The organism is Pantoea sp. App145, assembly GCF_047947045.1.
Classification (GTDB): Bacteria; Pseudomonadota; Gammaproteobacteria; order Enterobacterales; family Enterobacteriaceae; genus Pantoea.
In genome coordinates, this window is sequence record NZ_CP133292.1 from 317,246 (window position 1) to 334,536 (window position 17,291).

A 17,291-nucleotide genomic window follows, 5' to 3' on the forward strand; every position below is an offset into this window, starting at 1 on the left:
CTCATAACATAATTCGGCAACTAGCAAGATAAGGCACTGATTATCAGGTCACAGAGCGCTTCGGGTGTGGCAACACGCTGTGCTTTGACGACAAACTCATCATTCATTAGCATTCGCGCCAGCGTTGAAAAATATTTCATATGCTCGTTTTCTGCTGCCGCCTGGCTGATCGTCAGCATAAAGACTTTATCCACCGGTACGCCGCCCCAGGACACCGGTTGCCGGAGCGTGGCGACGCTGATGGTGGAGTCATGGATGGCATCTGTCCGGGCATGGGGTATAGCAAAGCCGGAACCTACAACGGTAGGAAAGGGGATCTCCCTGGCCCAGATGTCCTGACACAACTTATCGCGACAGTCGGTGCGCTGGTGCAGCCAGAGGTTGTCGACCATTTTTTTGATAACTTCGTTTTTATCTGCCGCGTCCAGTTCCCACAGAATGGTTTCCGGCGTCAGCAAGGGCTTGCCGGTGTGGGATTTCGTTGCTGCTGCGGATTGCAGTAGCGCGGCGGCCTGTGCAGAGTAGTGAGTCAGATTTATTTGCCGCGCCAGCCCCTGGCAACGCGTGAAGTTTAACGATTTCAACGCATGTTTAACGGCGGGAATGGCGCTACCACTCATGCTCAGTTCATCAAACCCGATACCCACTAATAGCGGGAGCAGAGCGTTATCCGCGGCGAGTTCACCGCACAGGGCGATGCGTTTGCCAGCACGGTGAACGTCGGTGACGGCCTGTTGCATGGCACGTAAAAAAGCCGGGGCATAGTTGTCATACACTGCGCTGACACGCGGATTACCCCGGTCAGCAGCAAAAAAATATTGCGCTAGATCGTTGCTGCCAAGGCTGAAAAAGTCGACATGTTCGGCCATGTCCGCGATGGCAAAAAGTACGGAAGGCACCTCCAGCATGATCCCCAGTTCGACAGCCGGATTGAATGGATGGCCTGCGTCGCGCATCTCCTGTTTAACGGCCTCCAGTACCTCCCGGCACCAGATTACTTCCTCCGGCCGTGCGATCATCGGCAGCAGGATTCTGGCATCTCCGATAGCAGATGCACTGAGAATGGCTTTCAGCTGCATGGCAAACAGCTGGCGGTGTTGCGGATAGCTGCGCACGGCGCGGTAACCCAGCGCGGGGTTGTCCTCTCTGCCGGAAGCCAGCCAGGACACGGGTTTATCACCGCCGATATCAAAGGTACGAAACACCACGGGTCTGCCGGCAGCGAGGGTTACCACCGAGTGATAAAGCGCCTCCAGCTCCGGGTAGTCTGGCGGGGTTTCCCGCGCCATAAACGCCATTTCGCTACGAAACAGGCCAATCGCTTCCGCTCCGTTAGCAAAAGCCACTTGTGCCTCTTCGACGCTGGCGATATTGGCGGCAATACCGATGTGATGCCCGTCCGCCGTGACGGAAGGTAGTTGGGCAAATTCCTGTATCTTTTGCCGCATCTGCTGCTGAACATCGATTTCATGGCGATAATAGCGCTGGATCTTTTCATCCAGCACGGTGATCAGGATGCCCTGATCGCTATCCAGCACGATATCCTGATTGGGTGGCAGGGTGAGGGCTGAAAAATCAATATCGGCCAGGGCAGGGATGCCCAGTGAACGTGCAAGAATCGCCGTATGTGATGTCGCACCGGTTGATGACAGCACCAGACCAGCAAGATGTGTTTTGTTGATTGCCAGAAACTGGCTTGGGGTGAGCGCACTGGCGAACACAATCACCGGTTCATCCGGCATAAGAAAGTTTTGTGCCAGTGACTGTTCGCCATAGATCCCGGTCAGTAACTGGGTAGCGATATCCAGCAGATCCAGGGTTCTTTCCTGAATGTAATGGCTGGAGGAGCGTTCAAGAATCGCGCTGAAGTCCATGGCGGACCGGACGATAGCCGACCACGCATTCCTATGCTCATCAAGATACCCGATCATACTGGCCTCGAAGGCGCTATCGGTGATGAATGACAAATGGGCTTCAATCAGGTCGTACTCGATGCCTTCGGCTTGTGCGAGTGCCGCCATTTTAGTCCGGCGCAGATTTTCCAGCCCCTCTGCCAGACGCCGTTTCTCACTTTGTGGACTGAACGCGTCGGTGGGGCTACGGCCCAGTAACTCGGTAAACGTTACGCCTGCCATGAAACAGGGTTTGGCGACCGCTATTCCCACGCTGATACGGATGCCGCAAAGATACAGTGGACGTAATTCGAGTAAACAGCGGGGAAGGGATCCGGCAACCAACGCGTGCTCAGACTCCTGTTCGAGGTTGAACTCAGGCAGGCGATAGAGTAACCCTTTTAGCGCAGCCGCTGCGGCAGGCGCGTCAGATCCGCTGACGGTAATCAGGCAGATATCATCCCGTAATGTATCGGTCGCGACCAGGGAGAGCGCGCTCTTCGCACTGGCTTCCAGCTGTGTGCGGGTGTTGTGCCACACCATTTCGGCCTCAAAGGTGTTACACAGCCGGGCGATATGCCCGGCAGGTCTGGCGTGGATCCCTTCGTTCAGTTCGCATTGCCAGGTTATTTCCACCACCATTCTGACTCCTGAAGCGTAATGCCGGGATCGGTGTATCCCTCTTGTGCGGTATCTTTAACCGTTTGCCTTAGTGCAGATATAGTAAAAAAGAAACCTTTTCTGGAAAATAGTGACCTGATTATGAATTTGTGACAGTTGTCATATTTAGCCGATGTCGGTGTATTCCTGATCTTTTGTTTTTATTATCAATAAGTTCTTCGGGTCGAAGGACGGGTTTGCGGCCCAGGTCACAATTTTTAAGAAATGCGGGTGGAGTGGGGAGTAGAAGTGAGGATGCCCCCTGCCTTCCGCAGCAGGAGGCACTTCTCTGGTGAAACTCGATTAATACTTTATGTCGTGTTTATTGTGGCTCACGCCAGAGTGGATAATGGCTTGTTTGGCATTTTTTACGCCCAGTTTTTTTACAATGTTTCCCATATGGAATTTGATGGTGCTTACTGATGTTTCGAGAATATCAGCAAGTTCCGGATAGGTTTTGCCAGTGCGGCACCGAATTAATTTTGATATGTAGAGCCCCGTGCATAGTATTTGCAATCAATTTCTAACTTTTATCTGAAACTCCACTGCACAGTAATGACAAATACACTGGGGATGATGATGCCGGTTTCGATGCCGAAATAACTGGTGAAGTTGTATTGAAAGCCATGATAGATATAGGGAGAGAAGCCGATGCCGGTGGCCTTTTTGAAATCATGATAGGACCCATGATCACCACAGTTTTTGAATGCATCGAAGAAAAACTCACCAGTATAACCATATACCCCTTTGAAAACCCAGCCATTATCCCAGTCTTTCCAGTCTCTTCTCACACCCATAGCCAGACAACGATCGTCGAAGCTGTTTTTCATCGTTCCGATGAGAATACTGTATTTTGAGTCTTCTGAAAGTTTTCGTTCGACAGAGAAGAAATTATTTTCGAAATTTTCTGTGTATTGGCCGTGATTTCCCGTCAGATGATAAACAAAGGAACCCGTATTGATTGAATAGAGATTTATCTCGCTGGCCTGACTCATGAAAGCCATTACCAATAAAAAAAGCACCAGGCACTGGTTTATTGTCTTAAGCATTTTGATGTCCGATTTAATTATGGTTGTCAGAACGCTGCGCGAGAAAAATAAGACAAAATAAGGCAGGAAAAGTGACAGGGAACCTTCCCTTAGTGCAGAGCGGGGTCTGGTCAGGTAGCGAAGGAATACAAGACAACTTTGCGAATGGCGACATGTATTGGAACCTTATACTGACTGAAAATGATTTATAAACAACGCATTACAGTATCTGTGCCACAGTCCCAGAGTTTTACGTTAATGTGTGGGACTACCGTAAACAAGCATAGTCTATTTTTTCTACTGCGCCGTGTCGCTTGCAGGTCATCACAACCGGTTATACGGAGTAAGGTAGAGGTTATGATGGTCTCTCGAAACTGAAGCGAGGTAATTTATGAAAACTCTGAGCGATTTAAAAGCGGGGCTGTCTCCGGAAAGCCTTGCGAGAATTGATGAGAAAGTCAGTGAGATGCGTCTGGAAAGTCAGCTGTATAAACTTCGCGAAGCTTTAGATCGCACCCAGCGTGAGCAGGCAGCAGCGATGGGAATAGCCCAGCCATCGGTAGTAGCAATTGAAAGCAGAGGAGAAGACCTGAAAATCGCCACGCTAAAAAGGTATGTGGAAGCTCTGAGCGGTACACTGACTATCGGGGTGAACATGCCTGGTGGTGAGCATGTCGATTTCACATTGTAAGAAAACGGTTGTCAGTCGGGCACGGTCAAACGGTCACTTTTGTGCGCTATGCATGTGGTTAACTGATCTCGCAAGCAATATCCGTATCGATGTATTTTGGATTTTGGCGTGCCCCAAATTATGTATCAATCTCACATGAGTAAACGGGAACCGACCGGGTCGTACCGGTGAGATTTTCGAAGACTTCGGTTTCAACTGTCCTGATCCTCATGCCTTTTTTGCGCAAACTCAGTACATCTGCCGCGATACGCTGTGAGCCAAACCAGAATAATCCGTCCAGCGCCGATACAGCCAGACCCTCTTCCAGTGCCTTTTTAAGACGTTCACGCGGTGCTTTCAATTTTCTGGCGATATGCTGGTAAGGGGCTGCGGTGATACCCGCTGAATCTACCCGCCGGATACGGGTTACCAGCCGGTACTGGAACTCATCCGGCATGTTGCTCAAGTCCGATTTTACGCTCCAGATGCAACCAAAACGCTTGCCGTTGAAGGTGGCACTTTTACGGGTAATCTGAAGTTCATCACGCAATCCGGCAATCAGCTGCGGAGTTCGCACCAATAGCAGCCGGAAAGGCAGCTCAAAACTGGTGACGTAATCCAGATTCAGTAATGCAATACGTAACCGCTCTTCAGCTCCAGCCTGTAACTGACGACACTCATCCAGTACCTCTTCCCACTGCCGGGTCCGGGCAGGCGATTCGTTGACTTCCATGAAACTGTACTTCTCGATTTGATACTCTATCCGTTTCACCATGGCTCTATACTTTCCTGCTTCCGGGGGCTGGTTATGGGTTGGTTAAATGATTTTGACACACTTTGCGCTTATGTTTCGCCAACTGATGCTCATAAAGTACTTGAGCGCCGGGATAAAAGCGGAACCCGGGTCATGGTAGCAGCATGAATTATGTAGAGGATTTTATGAGCACTAGCAATCTTTATCTGTTACAACCGCTTGATGGCACCATCATTAAGTTTAATCCTGAAACCGGTGAACAAATTTCTGTCATTTCAGGCCTGCGATCTCATCCAGATGGCATTGCCGTCGATGCGCCGAATAACAAGATCTATTGGACCAATATGGGGGAAAACAAGGAGCCTGAGACGCTGGAATTTTTCCAGGCTGATGGCAGTGTTGAGACGGCGAACCTGGACGGTTCTGAAGGTAAACGCTTGGTGGGAAATGGGCTTTTCGTCACCGGTAAGCAGCTTCTCCATGATCGAGAGAACGGACATCTTTACTGGTGCGATCGTGAAGGGATGCGTGTTTTTCGTTCAAAGGACGATGGTTCGGATCCATCGGTACTTATTCAGACGGGACTTTTTCCCCAGGATGCCAGAGACTATACGCGCCATTGCGTAGGCATCGCTATTGATGCCAAAGGAGGTTTGTTCTACTGGACGCAAAAAGGCCCTTCAAAAGGTGGGAAGGGGCGCATTATGCGCGCATCGCTCACTTTCCCCGCAGGAACAACGGCTTCTACACGTCAGGATATTAAGCCGGTGATGGAAAACCTGCCGGAACCGATTGATCTGGAATACGATTTTGCTAATAACCTGATGTACTGGACAGATCGGGGGGATTCGCTGCAAGGGGGGAATACGTTAAATTGTGCCTCGGTGAAAAATGGCGAGTTTACCCATCATCGTATCCTTGCTACGGGCCTGGACGAAGGTATTGGGTTGGCCTTAGACAATCATCGTGGCGTGATATGGATTACCGACCTAGGCGGTAATTTATGGCAGTACAAACTGAACTCTGATGAACCGCTTAAACGTATCGCCAGCTTTGGCCCGCTGACGGGTATTGCTCTTGGCTGAGTCGGTTTGGCTCTATCAGTGATCGGGATCGAACCTGCGTTCAGGCGGGTTCGTTATGAGCAAAACAGGCAGCGATTTCGCTTTTTGTTGAGACTATTGATTCCTTTACTTTTGGTTATCTTTGAAGAACTTTATTTTTTCTTCTGAAGAGAGCGAGTTGTATGGAAGAGATAGTTATTGTTGAGCCAGCTTTTTTCAGCCAGTTTCATTGTGTGGGCAGTGCCTGTCCCGACCATTGCTGTAAAGGCTGGGACATTGAACTTGATGAGCCGACAGTGAATCGCTACATAAATAGTGATGAAATTGAAATTCGTAATATTGCTGTGGGAAATATCATCACTACAAAAGAGAGTCAGAGTAGCTGGGGGAAGATTCAATTAAAAAACAATGGTGACTGTACTTTTCTTGATGAAGACCGCTTATGCAAAGTGCATAAATCTCTGGGGGAAAAAGCGCTAAGTACCACTTGCGCGATTTATCCTCGCCTTTATGCAAGCTATAAATATGAAATCAGAAGTAACCTGACTCTATCTTGTCCCGAAGCAGCGAAGAGACTGTTAACTACCGCTGGCGCGATGCTCTACAGCGAAAGAATCAAACTCAGCCCCGAAGCGATAAATGCACCTGATATTCGCCAGGAAGATCGCCTGCTCAATCTGATGTGTTCGAATATTATGGTCAGTTGCGGTATGGCAATCGAAGAAGGCTTTTACGGTATCACAATGCTGCTTCTTTATCGTGATAAACTGGCAGAAAGCGATGATCTGTATGAAAATTTGTTAAGTTATTTTCAGGATATCCAGGCGGCGATTCAAAACGGCCAGATAAGAAAAATAATTGAAGAATTAATCCCGGATTATCAGCTGCAATCCGAGCTGCTTCTGCGACTGCAAACGTATCTGAGCACAAAATATGAAGGGCGCGGCGGGGCGACGTTACGAAAATATTCGCAAAAATTGATTGAGTTGCAGAACAAAGTCATTGAAGAAAATGATGTTCTGACACCCATGCAGCGGTTAAATAAAATCTGGCAAGAGAAAGCGGTGCCGTGGCTACAGAATCGCCCCGAACTGCTCAGTAACTATATACAGTACCGCATGTATGAGGATTTTTTTCCGGTAAAAAATGGAAGGAAACCTTTTACCAATCTTTATTTTTTGATGTCAGAATGGTTCCTGTTGAAATGGCTTGTTGCTGCATCTGTTGAGCTTAAAAGCGATTTCAATCAAGACGATGTGATTAATATTTTTTATAGTTATCATGGTATTACCAGGCATAACAAATACGCTGAAGATGATTTTTTGGCAGAGATTGAAGAGGTGAAGCTAAAAGATAATTCAGCACTGGTTTATCTGTTAAAATAACGCATGATATATGATGTGAGTCTTTTTTTAGAGGAAATATCGAGTCCGGAAAAGTGTCCGTATCTCCGATGCGGACATCTGAATTTAGCGCCCTAAGCTGTCTATCCATATTGATAATGTCCCCTGATTTCCCGTTTTTGAATGTCACTTTTTGCTGCTTTCTGATGAAGAGAAAAGGGCAGTCGGATTATTTCTTCACGCCGGGTCTGAAGAGCGATGATTCAACCAGAACCGGATTGATTGCCCTTAGCTGCTCCTGAATCTGGGCCCGCCTTCCCGGAATATGCCGGCTGCGTTCTCTTTTCCCTGCCGCTTCCAGCTCATCTCATCGAAAACGAGTTAATGGTGTCAACAGCAGTCGAACTTTGCCCCCACCTTTGTTTAACAACAGAGACGTGTGCAGCACAATTCAGAGCATCTGGCAGGATTGCGGCCTTCATTATGTTTCGCGGATTCAGGTACGACTATTTAATGCCGGAACACGAAGAAAAAAATGCCAGACGGGAGGCTTTTCTGTGCATCAGCCGAAGTTTCGCTGGTCATGCCGTAAAAGAACGATATTCTGATCCTTAATAGCGCAGGGTTTCGGGGCAGTGTCACAGGATAATTCATTCCCTGGACGTGCATCAGTGGACAGTTCAGTCAGTCTCATCGTCTATGCTTTAGGTTCACATGACCTGAAGAAGGAAACATCATGATGAGCATGAAAACCAGTGACTTCTTTGTTCAGCGCCTGAAAGAGTGGGGTGTTACTCGCATATATGGTTATCCTGGCGACGGTATAAATGGCGTACTGGGGGCTATTCAGCGTGCGAACGAAAAAGGTGAGGGAATCGAGTTTATCCAGGTACGCCATGAAGAAATGGCGGCCTTTATGGCTGCCGGACACGCCAAATTTACCGGTGAACTGGGTGTTTGCCTCTCTACCGGAGGCCCGGGAGCAACGCATCTCCTGACGGGATTGTATGATGCAAAAATGGATCACGTTCCCGTGCTGGCCATTGCGGGTCAGGCAGAGGCTACAGCCAGAGGTGCCAGCTATCAGCAGGAAATGAATTTAGATCGCGTTTTCTCGGATGTGGCGAACTTCGTACAGGAGGCTGCATCATCTGCCCAGGTACGTCACCTTATCGATCGGGGCGTGCGCATTGCCAAAGCGCAGAATGGCGTGGCGGTAGTGATTATTCCTAAAGATATTCAGGATGAAGAATGGCAATCTCCCCCGCATCTTCATGGCTTCACTCACTCCGGAAGCGGATACCAGTCCCCAAAAGTCATCCCGTATGACGCAGACCTCAAACGTGCGGCAGATGTACTCAATGCAGGGAAAAAGGTCGCCATTCTCATTGGCTCAGGTGCGCGTGGGGCCGCCGTTGAGATTGTACAGGCAGCGAATGCATTGGGCGCTGGCGTTGCCAAAGCGTTACTCGGCAAAGATGTCCTGCCGGATGATGCGCCTTTTGTCACAGGCTCAATTGGTCTGCTGGGTACGAAACCTTCCTGGGAGATGATGCAGCACTGCGATACCCTGCTGATGGTTGGCAGCGGTTTCCCCTGGACAGAATTTCTGCCAAAAGAAGGACAGGCGCGTGCCGTGCAGATTGATATCGATCCAGCCATGCTTGGATTACGTTACCCCTGCGAGGTCAATCTCCACGGTGATGCAGCGGAAACCCTTCGCGCATTGTTACCTCTCCTGTCTCATAAAGAAGATCGCAAATGGCAGGAGAGCATTGCACTACAAGTCCAGGAATGGTGGAAACAAATCGAGGAGCGTGCGTTTGCCGCCGCTAACCCTGTTAATCCTCAGCGTGTCGTCTGGGAGATGTCTCCACAGCTGCCTGACAACGCCATTGTCACATCAGATTCCGGTTCCTGTGCCAACTGGTTTGCGCGCGACTATCGCGTCAGGCAGGGACAACGTGCCACATTGTCAGGCGGTCTTGCCTGCATGGGGGCTGCTGTTCCCTATGCCATAGCGGCAAAATTTGCCCATCCTGAACGCCCGGTCGTGGCACTGGTAGGGGATGGGGCGATGCAGATGAATAACATGGCGGAACTGATCACCATCCAGAAATACTGGCAGCAGTGGGCGGATAAGCGCCTCATCATATGCGTGTTTAATAATCAGGATCTGAATCAGGTAACCTGGGAGCAGCGCGTGATGGAAGGTAATCCCCGTTTTGAAGCCACACAGCAGCTGCCTGACGTTAAATATGCCGAATTTGCCGAGTCGCTGGGGCTGAGAGGCATCTACGTTGACGATCCGGAGCAACTAACCAGCGCCTGGCAGCGTGCCCTCAGCGCTGACCGTCCTGTTTTGCTCGAAGTTAAAACGGATCCGGAAGTGGCTCCTCTGCCACCGCATATTACTTTTAAGCAGGCTAAAGCGTTTATGTCATCCATGGCTAAAGGCGACCTCGGTGCATCTCAGGTCATTCGGGACACTGCCAGCCAGTTATTCTCAAAAAAACGGGATCAATAAGTGCATCGTCTCCGGAGCTGGCTGGCAAAAAATAGTAAACCGCCTCTCGGCGGTTTAACAGTCAGTCAGGTTGTTTGTCGCCTGACCCCGGTGCATTTTTTTCATCATCTTTTAGCTTTTTATCAGGCGATTCTTTACGCGGATTGTAGTCCGGGTGGTCACCTTCAACAGGACGATCGGTCATAACACTCCCCTCCTATAAGCTGAATGAAGGGTAAGTTAGCTAGGGTAAACCAATAGCTCTTACCGCTTTGCCTCTACTCCAGGCTCTTCACTTCTTGTCAGGAATTGCTGAGTGAGTTCAGGCAGATAACTCACCAGCCAATCCGACATAGCCAGTTCCTGTTCGCATATTTGCTTCAGGATAGGAATGCTTTCATCATCACCCACCTGAGCTGCCGCCTCGATAAGACTCATATAGCTCGCTATTTCTGCATTTTCAAAAACATACCCACTTATTGCACCCTTCACCACCTCATCCTCGGTAAATATGCCGCCAAAAGCCTGTCCTATCGCGGCCATTTTTCCCATCACGTCCTTAATGCTTGAATGGGTAATACCCTGGCGATCAAGAATGGTTTCAAGCAAAGTCTGCTGTTGCCGGGTTTCTTCCAGATGCTGTTCAATGCGAATCCTCAGTTCAGGGTAGTTTTCCAGTCGTTTAGCCATTTGCTCAAGCATGGATTCGGCCTGCTTTTCCATTGCATGCGCATCTTTCAGCCAGTCATGATAATGAGAAAGTGAAGAAGACATAATTTACTCCTTGTTAGCAACAGATTAATGCTGTGCGGCTATCTCAGTTAATTTAACATCCGTACTTTTTTCTTCTTCAAGCGTTTCAGCAAGTAAAGTAGCTGCTTTATTCAGACCCAGTTTTTTGGCCATCGCGATGAGAGTTCCATACGTAGCAATCTCATAATGTTCAACTTTTTGCGCCGCGCCAATAAGACCGGCATCTCTTACCGGACCCGCAACAACACTTTCAATAATTTCCTGTGCTTCTTCGGCTAAACCTTCGAGCGCATGGCATTTCATTCTCCTGATACGCAATTCTTCATGGCTTTCGACAACGTTATCAAGGCGTTCAATGTGTCCCTGCGTTTCTTCCAGATGCAGCTGAAAAGCATTAATAAGGTCGGGGTCGGTTGCCGCTCGCGCCATCTTAGGTAAAGCGCGGGTAATTTGTTTTTCAGCGCTGTAGATATCTGAAAGGTCATGAATAAACAGTTCTATTAATGTTTCCACTTTCATAATAATCGGCTCCAGAGAAATAATGCAGTTAATATATTTCATTGGAATACTCCCCCCTGCATAGAAGCTTAAATTCCCGAGAGGTGATATTTTATTTTCAGGCAACATATTGAAAAGCGGGGTGTTGTCGTGGGATTTTTAGCGTCCCTGCCGAAATCTGAACATTACCGGAGTGGTAATTTTATTCAGGAGCCGCGATTACTGTTCTGGCCGCCTTTTTTACCGGCCTCAGAAGCTTTTTCACGGTCGTTTTTGAAATTACCGCCGCTGTGCTGTCCGCCTTTTTTACCCGCTTCAGACGCTTTTTCTTTGTCTTCTGCGAAATTCCCTGAACCGCCTCTGTGCTGAGTCATAATAATACCTCTTCATGAGTATAATTTACATGGCAACAAATATTTATTTTGTCATGTGCGTCGTTCAATTTAAAGCCTAACTAAGAAATGATAATGCGCAAGTAAAATACCTCATTTATTTTGTCTGTTTTTCATATTATGCCATGCTTAGTTTTTAATAGGTTGTACATGCAGTGTTTTTAATTTTGTAAAAATCTCCGCTCCGTTTGTTAATTTATAACGCAAATTTGAATGAATCATCCTGTGAGGAATATAATCCATGAAAGCAATTGTCTATAACGGGCCTTATGACGTAACGGTAAAAAATGTACCGGATGCGAAAATTGTTCGTCCAACGGACGTCTTAGTCCGTATTACCACCACCAATATTTGTGGTTCCGATCTTCATATGTATGAGGGAAGAACCAGCTTCGAAGAGGGAAAAATTTTCGGTCATGAGAACCTCGGCCAGGTGGTTGAAATTGGCAGTGGCGTTGAAAGGATTAAGGTGGGCGATTATGTTTGTATGCCTTTCAACGTAGGTTGTGGTTTTTGTGAAAACTGTGAAAAAGAGCTGACCGGTTTTTGTCTCACGGCGAACCCCGGTTCCGCTGGGGCGGCTTATGGATTTGCTGAAATGGGTCCCTGGGACGGGGGGCAGGCTGAGCTATTGCGTGTGCCTTTTGCTGATTTCAATTGTCTGGTGCTGCCACCGGATGCGGTCGAAAAGGAAGAGGACTATGTCATGTTGTCTGACATTTTTCCCACCGGCTGGTATGCTACCGAGCTGGCAGGGTTACATCCTGGTGAGAGTGTGGCGATTTATGGTGCCGGACCCGTTGGTTTAATGGCTGCACATTCAGCCATGATCAAAGGTGCTTCGCAGGTTTTTGTGATTGATACCCATCAGGACCGCCTGGCCCTGGCGGAAAAAATGGGAGCCATTACGATTAATGCGCCAGCAGAAGAAGCCGTACAAAAAATTCTGGATCTGACGGAGGGGCGCGGTACCGACTGCGGCTGTGAGTGTGTGGGATATCAATGCTGCGATAAACATGGGCATGAGGATAATTCGGTGACAATGAACTGCCTGGTTGCCTCAACTAAAGCCACCGGCGGGATTGGCGTGGTGGGGGTGTTTGTTCCTCAGGATCCCGGCGCGACAACTGAGCTGGCAAAACAGGGTAAAATGCCGTTCGATTTCGGCAGCTTCTGGTTCAAAGGGCAGGCCATTCGCACCGGCCAGGCCAATGTTAAGGCGTATAACCGCCAGCTTGCCCGGTTGATTGCTCAGGATAAAGCGCATCCGGGGCAGATTATTTCCCACCGGCTGGCGCTGGCTGATGCACCTGAGGGTTACAGGCATTTCGATGACCGCTCTGAAGGGTGGACCAAAGTGATCCTTAAGCCATGATCAGTTCCTCAGGCGGTCGCTGCTATTGGTCGTGACCGCCACAACATTATCACCCCAGTATCTGCCGCAATTCCTCCAGACAAAAAAGTGTTGCCTGATGGACTACCGCTTCACTGCTTCCTTCAAATTGTCGGCAGGCGGTATGGACCTGGTCGCCGGGTAAGTGCCAGGCAAACCAGACAGTACCTGGCGGGGTGCCATCTTCACCGCCGTCCGGCCCCGCATAGCCACTCACTGCTATCCCGATGCCATCACCCGCGCGCTGTTTTGCCCCCTCAGCCATCTCCCGGACGACCTGTTCACTCACGGCGGTATAGCGGCGCAATGTTTCGCTGCTCACGCCCAGCAGACGCTGCTTCGCCCGATCGGAATAGGTAATAAATCCGCTGCTGTAAAAACGGCTACTGTCAGTCACTGCGGCCAGCGATGACCCCACCCAGCCGGAGGTGCATGATTCCGCTGTGGTGACTGTTAGCCCCCGGGACAAAAGTGTTTTACTTAAGGCCGTTGCAGCATTGATTAATTCCTCATTCATATTTCACCGGAATAAATTCCCTGTTGCATATACGTAAGGGAATTATAGATAAAATCCCCGCCTGCAGTTTTAAATAAGCGATGCGGCAAATAGACAGATTATTCTTAGTTGTCGCTTTAGCAACGTCTTGTTACTTTCGATTTATCTCTTTCAGATTTCATCATTTCAAATGAACGTCGGTTCGGTGAAATTAACTAACCGAAGCGGCCTGACTGGAAACCCAATTGTTTAGGACTAAAATTAAAAGCTCAACACCAAATAATTAAGATATAAGCCTGTCTGCTGGCCTTTTGCATTGTCGTGATGAGGCATTCAATGAGCGAAACGAGTTGCAGTATTTTATTCAATGGTGAGCGATTAATGGGTAAGGCAAATCAACCCTTAATTGATTTTTTGCAAGCCAGTGGGAAAAAACTTCCTCACGTTTGCTACCACCCGGCGTTACCACCACTTGAAAGTTGCGATGTATGCTGGGTGGACGCCAACGGGGAACGTGTCCGGGGGTGCACCCTGACCACTCATGATGGTCTTGTCATCACCAGTGAAAGTGAAGAATTACGGGTAGCGCAGCAGGAAGGAATGGATCGCCTTTTAAACCGTCATGAACTGTATTGCACGGTATGCGAACACAATACGGGTGACTGCACGTTACATAATACCGTCGCTGATATGCATATCCCGATCCAGTATTATCCCTACCAGCCTAAGCCCGACGATAAAGACAATTCCAATCCGTTTTATACCTACGATCCGGATCAATGTATTCTCTGCGGTCGCTGCGTCGAAGCCTGCCAGAATGTCGAGGTCAACGAAACGCTGTCGATTGATTACACCGATGCCCATCCACGGGTGCTGTGGGATGGTGGCACGCAGATTGCCGGGTCCAGCTGTGTCAGCTGTGGTCATTGCGTCACGGTGTGCCCCTGCAATGCATTGCTGGAAAAAACCATGCAACCCGACGCCGGGCCATTTACCGCGATGGATGAAGGGTTAAAACGTCCCCTGATCAATTTCATTAAAGCGCTGGAACCCAGCATTGGCATGGAACCGATTACCGGTATTTCCCTGATTGATAATGCCCTGCGCCAGGCGGAGATCAGGAGAACCAAAACCGTCTGCACCTATTGTGGCGTAGGCTGTAGTTTTGAAGTCTGGACGCGTGACCGCCATATACTGAAAATACAACCCGTGGCGGAAGCGCCGGCAAATGGCATCTCTACCTGTGTAAAAGGAAAATTTGGCTGGGATTTTGTCAACAGCCCCCATCGACTTACCACGCCGCTGATTCGTGAAAATGGCCGTTTCCGCCCGGCATCCTGGCAGGAGGCGCTGCAACGCGTCGCTGAGGGGTTACGCAAGGTTGAACTGCGTTATGGTGGTGATGCCATCGGTTTTATTGGCTCCAGTAAGGCAAGTAACGAAGAAGCATACCTGACTCAGAAAATAGCCCGCTTAATTTTCGGCACCAACAACGTCGATAATTCCTCACGTTATTGTCAGAACCCGGCTACCGAAGGGTTGTTCCGCACCGTGGGGTATGGCGGTGATGCCGGGACCATCCGGGATCTGCAACAGGCTCAGCTGATTATCACCGTCGGGAGTAACCTGGCGGAAAACCATCCTGTCATTGCGACCCGTATTAAACAAAGCCACAAGCATCACGGGCAAAAGCTGATGGTCGTGGATCCACGCCGTCATGAAATGGCAGACAGGGCAGACTGCTTTTTGCGTATTCGCCCCGGCACCGACATGGTGTGGGCATCGGCGATGGCGAAATATATGTTTGATCACGACTACGCTGACCAGGACTTTCTTGCACAACGCGTAAACCAGGTGGATGAATACCGGGCGTCGCTTGCGCCCTTCACGCTGGAGTTCGCCAGTGATATCACCCGGCTGTCGCTGCAGCAACTGGCAGAAGCTGGTGAGATGATTGGGCAGGCGGGCAGCGTCTGTCTGCTCTGGGCGATGGGCATTACGCAGCATAGTCACGGTGCGGATACCAGTACTGCGCTTTCCAATCTGCTGCTGGTTACCGGTAATTATGGCCGTCCGGGAACAGGCGGCTACCCTATGCGCGGTCACAATAACGTGCAGGGGGCCAGTGATTTTGGCTGTCTGAGTAACGTTTACCCGGGGTATGAGAAAGTCAGCGATCCGAATATTCGTGATAAGTGGGCAAAAGCCTGGGGTGTTCACCCTGAGGCCTTATCGGACAAGCCGGGCGTGGATAACTTTATGATGGTGCAGCATGCGCATGAAGGGAAGCTGCGCGCGATGTATGTCATTGGTGAAGAAACCGCTTTTTCAGACGCGGATGCAACCAAAGTTCACGAAGCCTTCAGTCGCCTGGATTTTATGGTGGTGCAGGATATCTGCATGAGCCGTACGGCGGAATTTGCCGATGTGGTGTTACCCGGGTGTCCGTCCATTGAGAAAGAGGGCACCTTCGTTAACACCGAGCGACGAATCCAGCATTTTTTACCCGCGATGAGTCCGCTGGGTGACTGCCGACCCGACTGGCAGATTCTCACCGAACTTGCGGCGCAGCTCGGGCATGACTGGCATTACCCGAATCCCGGCGCGATTATGGCGGAAGCTGCGGGCATCGCGCAGATTTTTGCGGGTGTAAGTTATGAGTATCTGGTGGGCTGGCAATCGCAAATCTGGCCGGTCACGCCACAGGGAGAGAGCACCCCACTGCTGTATACCGAACAATTTCACTTCCCCGACGGCAAAGCAAAACTCCACCCGCTTGAATGGCAGCCGCCGATGGAGCAGGCGGACGAAGAATACGATTTGCTACTGGATAACGGGCGTATGCTGGAGCATTTCCAGTCGACCAATCAGACCGGACAGGGTGGACGAATTATGTCTCTGTCACCTAACTGGTTTGTCGAGATTTCCCCCGAACTGGCGGAGCAGAGAGGTTTACAGCAGGGAGACTGGGTGCAGCTGCGATCCCGCCGGGGCGAGCTGGATGTGCCGGTGGTAGTGACAAAACGTGTTAAAGGCAATGTGCTGTTCATACCCATCCATCATGGTAAACCCGGCATTAACGGCCTCACCGGTGAACATCATGATCCCGACGTGAATACACCCGCATATAAAGAAATCGCGGTCAGTATGACCCGACTGTCGCGCCGCCCACAGCCTGATCCCATTCCTCAGCACAATTTCCGCAACGGCAGCCGCACGCCACTTGATCATCTACCCATCGAGGATAAAAGGCAGCAGGAAGGCTATTGCCAGCCCCCCTATCACACCGATCACCCGGAGAAATATTAATGGCTGAACGACTTGAGTATCAGGTTCCGCCAACGCGAACCGAAGCCACCGCTCAGGAAGCGCTTGATGAACTGATTGAAAATCTGCATCAGCATGGTTTTCTGCGTCTGGCCAACGATGCGGTCAAAGCCAACGGCGACATCGGGAAGATTCTGGTTGCCGGACTGAACCGGCCAGCGACGCAAAACGTGGTACAAAACCTTTCGTTGCTGCTGATGGCGATCGGAACCATACCGCCGGAACGTTTTAACCATATTTTGCTGGCATTACGTGAGGCGGCAATGGCACTCAAACCCGCCAGTGATAAAGCGGAACAGTCGGAAGCCGCACCCGGCGTTCGCGGTGTTCTGAAGCTGCTCAATGATGAAGCACTGTGGCAAAGCCTGAGGCCATTTTTCGCTGCCGTCGAAACCTTCAGTGAACAGATGCGCCAGGATGAGCAGCCGCCGGTAACACGCTACAGCGGTAAAAGCACCCATGAGTAGCGCTGACTGGGTGCTTTTGATTGCACGCGTTCAGTTTGGGCTGACCAT

General features: G+C 49.8%; 15 protein-coding genes and 2 pseudogenes. 7 read left to right on the forward strand and 10 right to left on the reverse strand.

The annotated features are described in order from the left end of the window. Positions 1-20 precede the first annotated feature (20 nt). The 3 genes and pseudogenes from ptsP to RCF31_RS24455 all read right to left on the reverse strand — a co-directional run bounded on the left by ptsP (position 21) and on the right by RCF31_RS24455 (position 3,556). Positions 21-2,534, reverse strand: coding sequence for a phosphoenolpyruvate--protein phosphotransferase (ptsP, locus tag RCF31_RS24445; RefSeq protein ID WP_416413909.1), 2,514 nt, complete (start codon positions 2,532-2,534; stop codon positions 21-23). A 321-nt stretch (positions 2,535-2,855) separates the two neighbouring features. Further along, positions 2,856-3,014 (reverse strand): annotated as a pseudogene (locus RCF31_RS24450) (helix-turn-helix domain-containing protein); the annotation flags it as partial. A gap of 68 nt (positions 3,015-3,082) precedes the next feature. Further along, positions 3,083-3,556, reverse strand: coding sequence for a hypothetical protein (locus RCF31_RS24455; RefSeq protein ID WP_167379271.1), 474 nt, complete (start codon positions 3,554-3,556; stop codon positions 3,083-3,085). Positions 3,557-3,971: 415 nt separating this feature from the next. Between RCF31_RS24455 and RCF31_RS24460 the strand changes: the two genes are divergently transcribed. Further along, the gene (locus RCF31_RS24460) at positions 3,972-4,271 is read left to right on the forward strand and encodes a helix-turn-helix domain-containing protein (RefSeq protein ID WP_416413911.1); all 300 of its coding nucleotides are present in this window, start codon (positions 3,972-3,974) and stop codon (positions 4,269-4,271) included. A 118-nt stretch (positions 4,272-4,389) separates the two neighbouring features. Here the strand turns inward: RCF31_RS24460 and RCF31_RS24465 are convergent, their stop codons facing one another. Then, a complete protein-coding gene (locus RCF31_RS24465; protein WP_416413913.1) occupies positions 4,390-5,025 on the reverse strand; it encodes a DNA-binding protein in 636 nt (211 codons plus the stop codon). A 143-nt stretch (positions 5,026-5,168) separates the two neighbouring features. On the opposite strand from RCF31_RS24465, the gene RCF31_RS24470 reads away from it, so the two are divergent. Together RCF31_RS24470 and fliB are read left to right on the forward strand one after the other, a co-directional pair. Beyond that, on the forward strand, positions 5,169-6,089 hold the full coding sequence (locus RCF31_RS24470; protein WP_416413914.1) for a YncE family protein: 921 nt from the start codon (positions 5,169-5,171) through the stop codon (positions 6,087-6,089). 161 nt (positions 6,090-6,250) lie between these two features. Beyond that, positions 6,251-7,453, forward strand: a complete 1,203-nt coding sequence (gene fliB / locus RCF31_RS24475) for a flagellin lysine-N-methylase (RefSeq protein ID WP_416413916.1) — start codon at positions 6,251-6,253, stop codon at positions 7,451-7,453. Positions 7,454-7,640: 187 nt separating this feature from the next. Here the strand turns inward: fliB and RCF31_RS24480 are convergent. Next, positions 7,641-7,778 (reverse strand): annotated as a pseudogene (locus RCF31_RS24480) (ISNCY family transposase); the annotation flags it as partial. A gap of 372 nt (positions 7,779-8,150) precedes the next feature. Here RCF31_RS24480 and RCF31_RS24485 point away from each other — a divergent pair. After that, positions 8,151-9,938 (forward strand): thiamine pyrophosphate-requiring protein, encoded by a 1,788-nt coding sequence (locus tag RCF31_RS24485; RefSeq protein WP_416414169.1) that lies wholly within the window; start codon positions 8,151-8,153, stop codon positions 9,936-9,938. A gap of 61 nt (positions 9,939-9,999) precedes the next feature. Here the strand turns inward: RCF31_RS24485 and RCF31_RS24490 are convergent, their stop codons facing one another. The 4 genes from RCF31_RS24490 to RCF31_RS24505 form a co-directional block, all read right to left on the reverse strand. Beyond that, positions 10,000-10,122 (reverse strand): hypothetical protein, encoded by a 123-nt coding sequence (locus tag RCF31_RS24490; protein ID WP_416413917.1) that lies wholly within the window; start codon positions 10,120-10,122, stop codon positions 10,000-10,002. A 59-nt stretch (positions 10,123-10,181) separates the two neighbouring features. Next, complete coding sequence (locus RCF31_RS24495) at positions 10,182-10,691, reverse strand: ferritin-like domain-containing protein (RefSeq protein WP_416413918.1); 510 nt, start codon at positions 10,689-10,691, stop codon at positions 10,182-10,184. A gap of 24 nt (positions 10,692-10,715) precedes the next feature. Next, the gene (locus tag RCF31_RS24500) at positions 10,716-11,189 is read right to left on the reverse strand and encodes a ferritin-like domain-containing protein (RefSeq protein ID WP_416414170.1); all 474 of its coding nucleotides are present in this window, start codon (positions 11,187-11,189) and stop codon (positions 10,716-10,718) included. Positions 11,190-11,374: 185 nt separating this feature from the next. Continuing rightward, on the reverse strand, positions 11,375-11,542 hold the full coding sequence (locus RCF31_RS24505; protein WP_021185151.1) for a general stress protein: 168 nt from the start codon (positions 11,540-11,542) through the stop codon (positions 11,375-11,377). 259 nt (positions 11,543-11,801) lie between these two features. On the opposite strand from RCF31_RS24505, the gene RCF31_RS24510 reads away from it, so the two are divergent. Next, positions 11,802-12,935 (forward strand): glutathione-independent formaldehyde dehydrogenase, encoded by a 1,134-nt coding sequence (locus tag RCF31_RS24510; RefSeq protein WP_416413919.1) that lies wholly within the window; start codon positions 11,802-11,804, stop codon positions 12,933-12,935. Between the two features lie 49 nt (positions 12,936-12,984). On the opposite strand, the gene RCF31_RS24515 is transcribed toward RCF31_RS24510, so the two are convergent. Continuing rightward, a complete protein-coding gene (locus tag RCF31_RS24515; protein ID WP_416413920.1) occupies positions 12,985-13,470 on the reverse strand; it encodes a CinA family protein in 486 nt (161 codons plus the stop codon). A gap of 315 nt (positions 13,471-13,785) precedes the next feature. Here RCF31_RS24515 and fdhF point away from each other — a divergent pair, with 315 nt between their 5' ends. Next, on the forward strand, positions 13,786-16,758 hold the full coding sequence (gene fdhF, locus RCF31_RS24520) for a formate dehydrogenase subunit alpha (RefSeq protein WP_416413922.1): 2,973 nt from the start codon (positions 13,786-13,788) through the stop codon (positions 16,756-16,758). Further along, a complete protein-coding gene (locus RCF31_RS24525) occupies positions 16,758-17,243 on the forward strand; it encodes a DUF1641 domain-containing protein (RefSeq protein ID WP_416413924.1) in 486 nt (161 codons plus the stop codon). The genes fdhF and RCF31_RS24525 overlap by 1 nt, the downstream gene beginning before the upstream one ends. Positions 17,244-17,291: the final 48 nt, after the last annotated feature.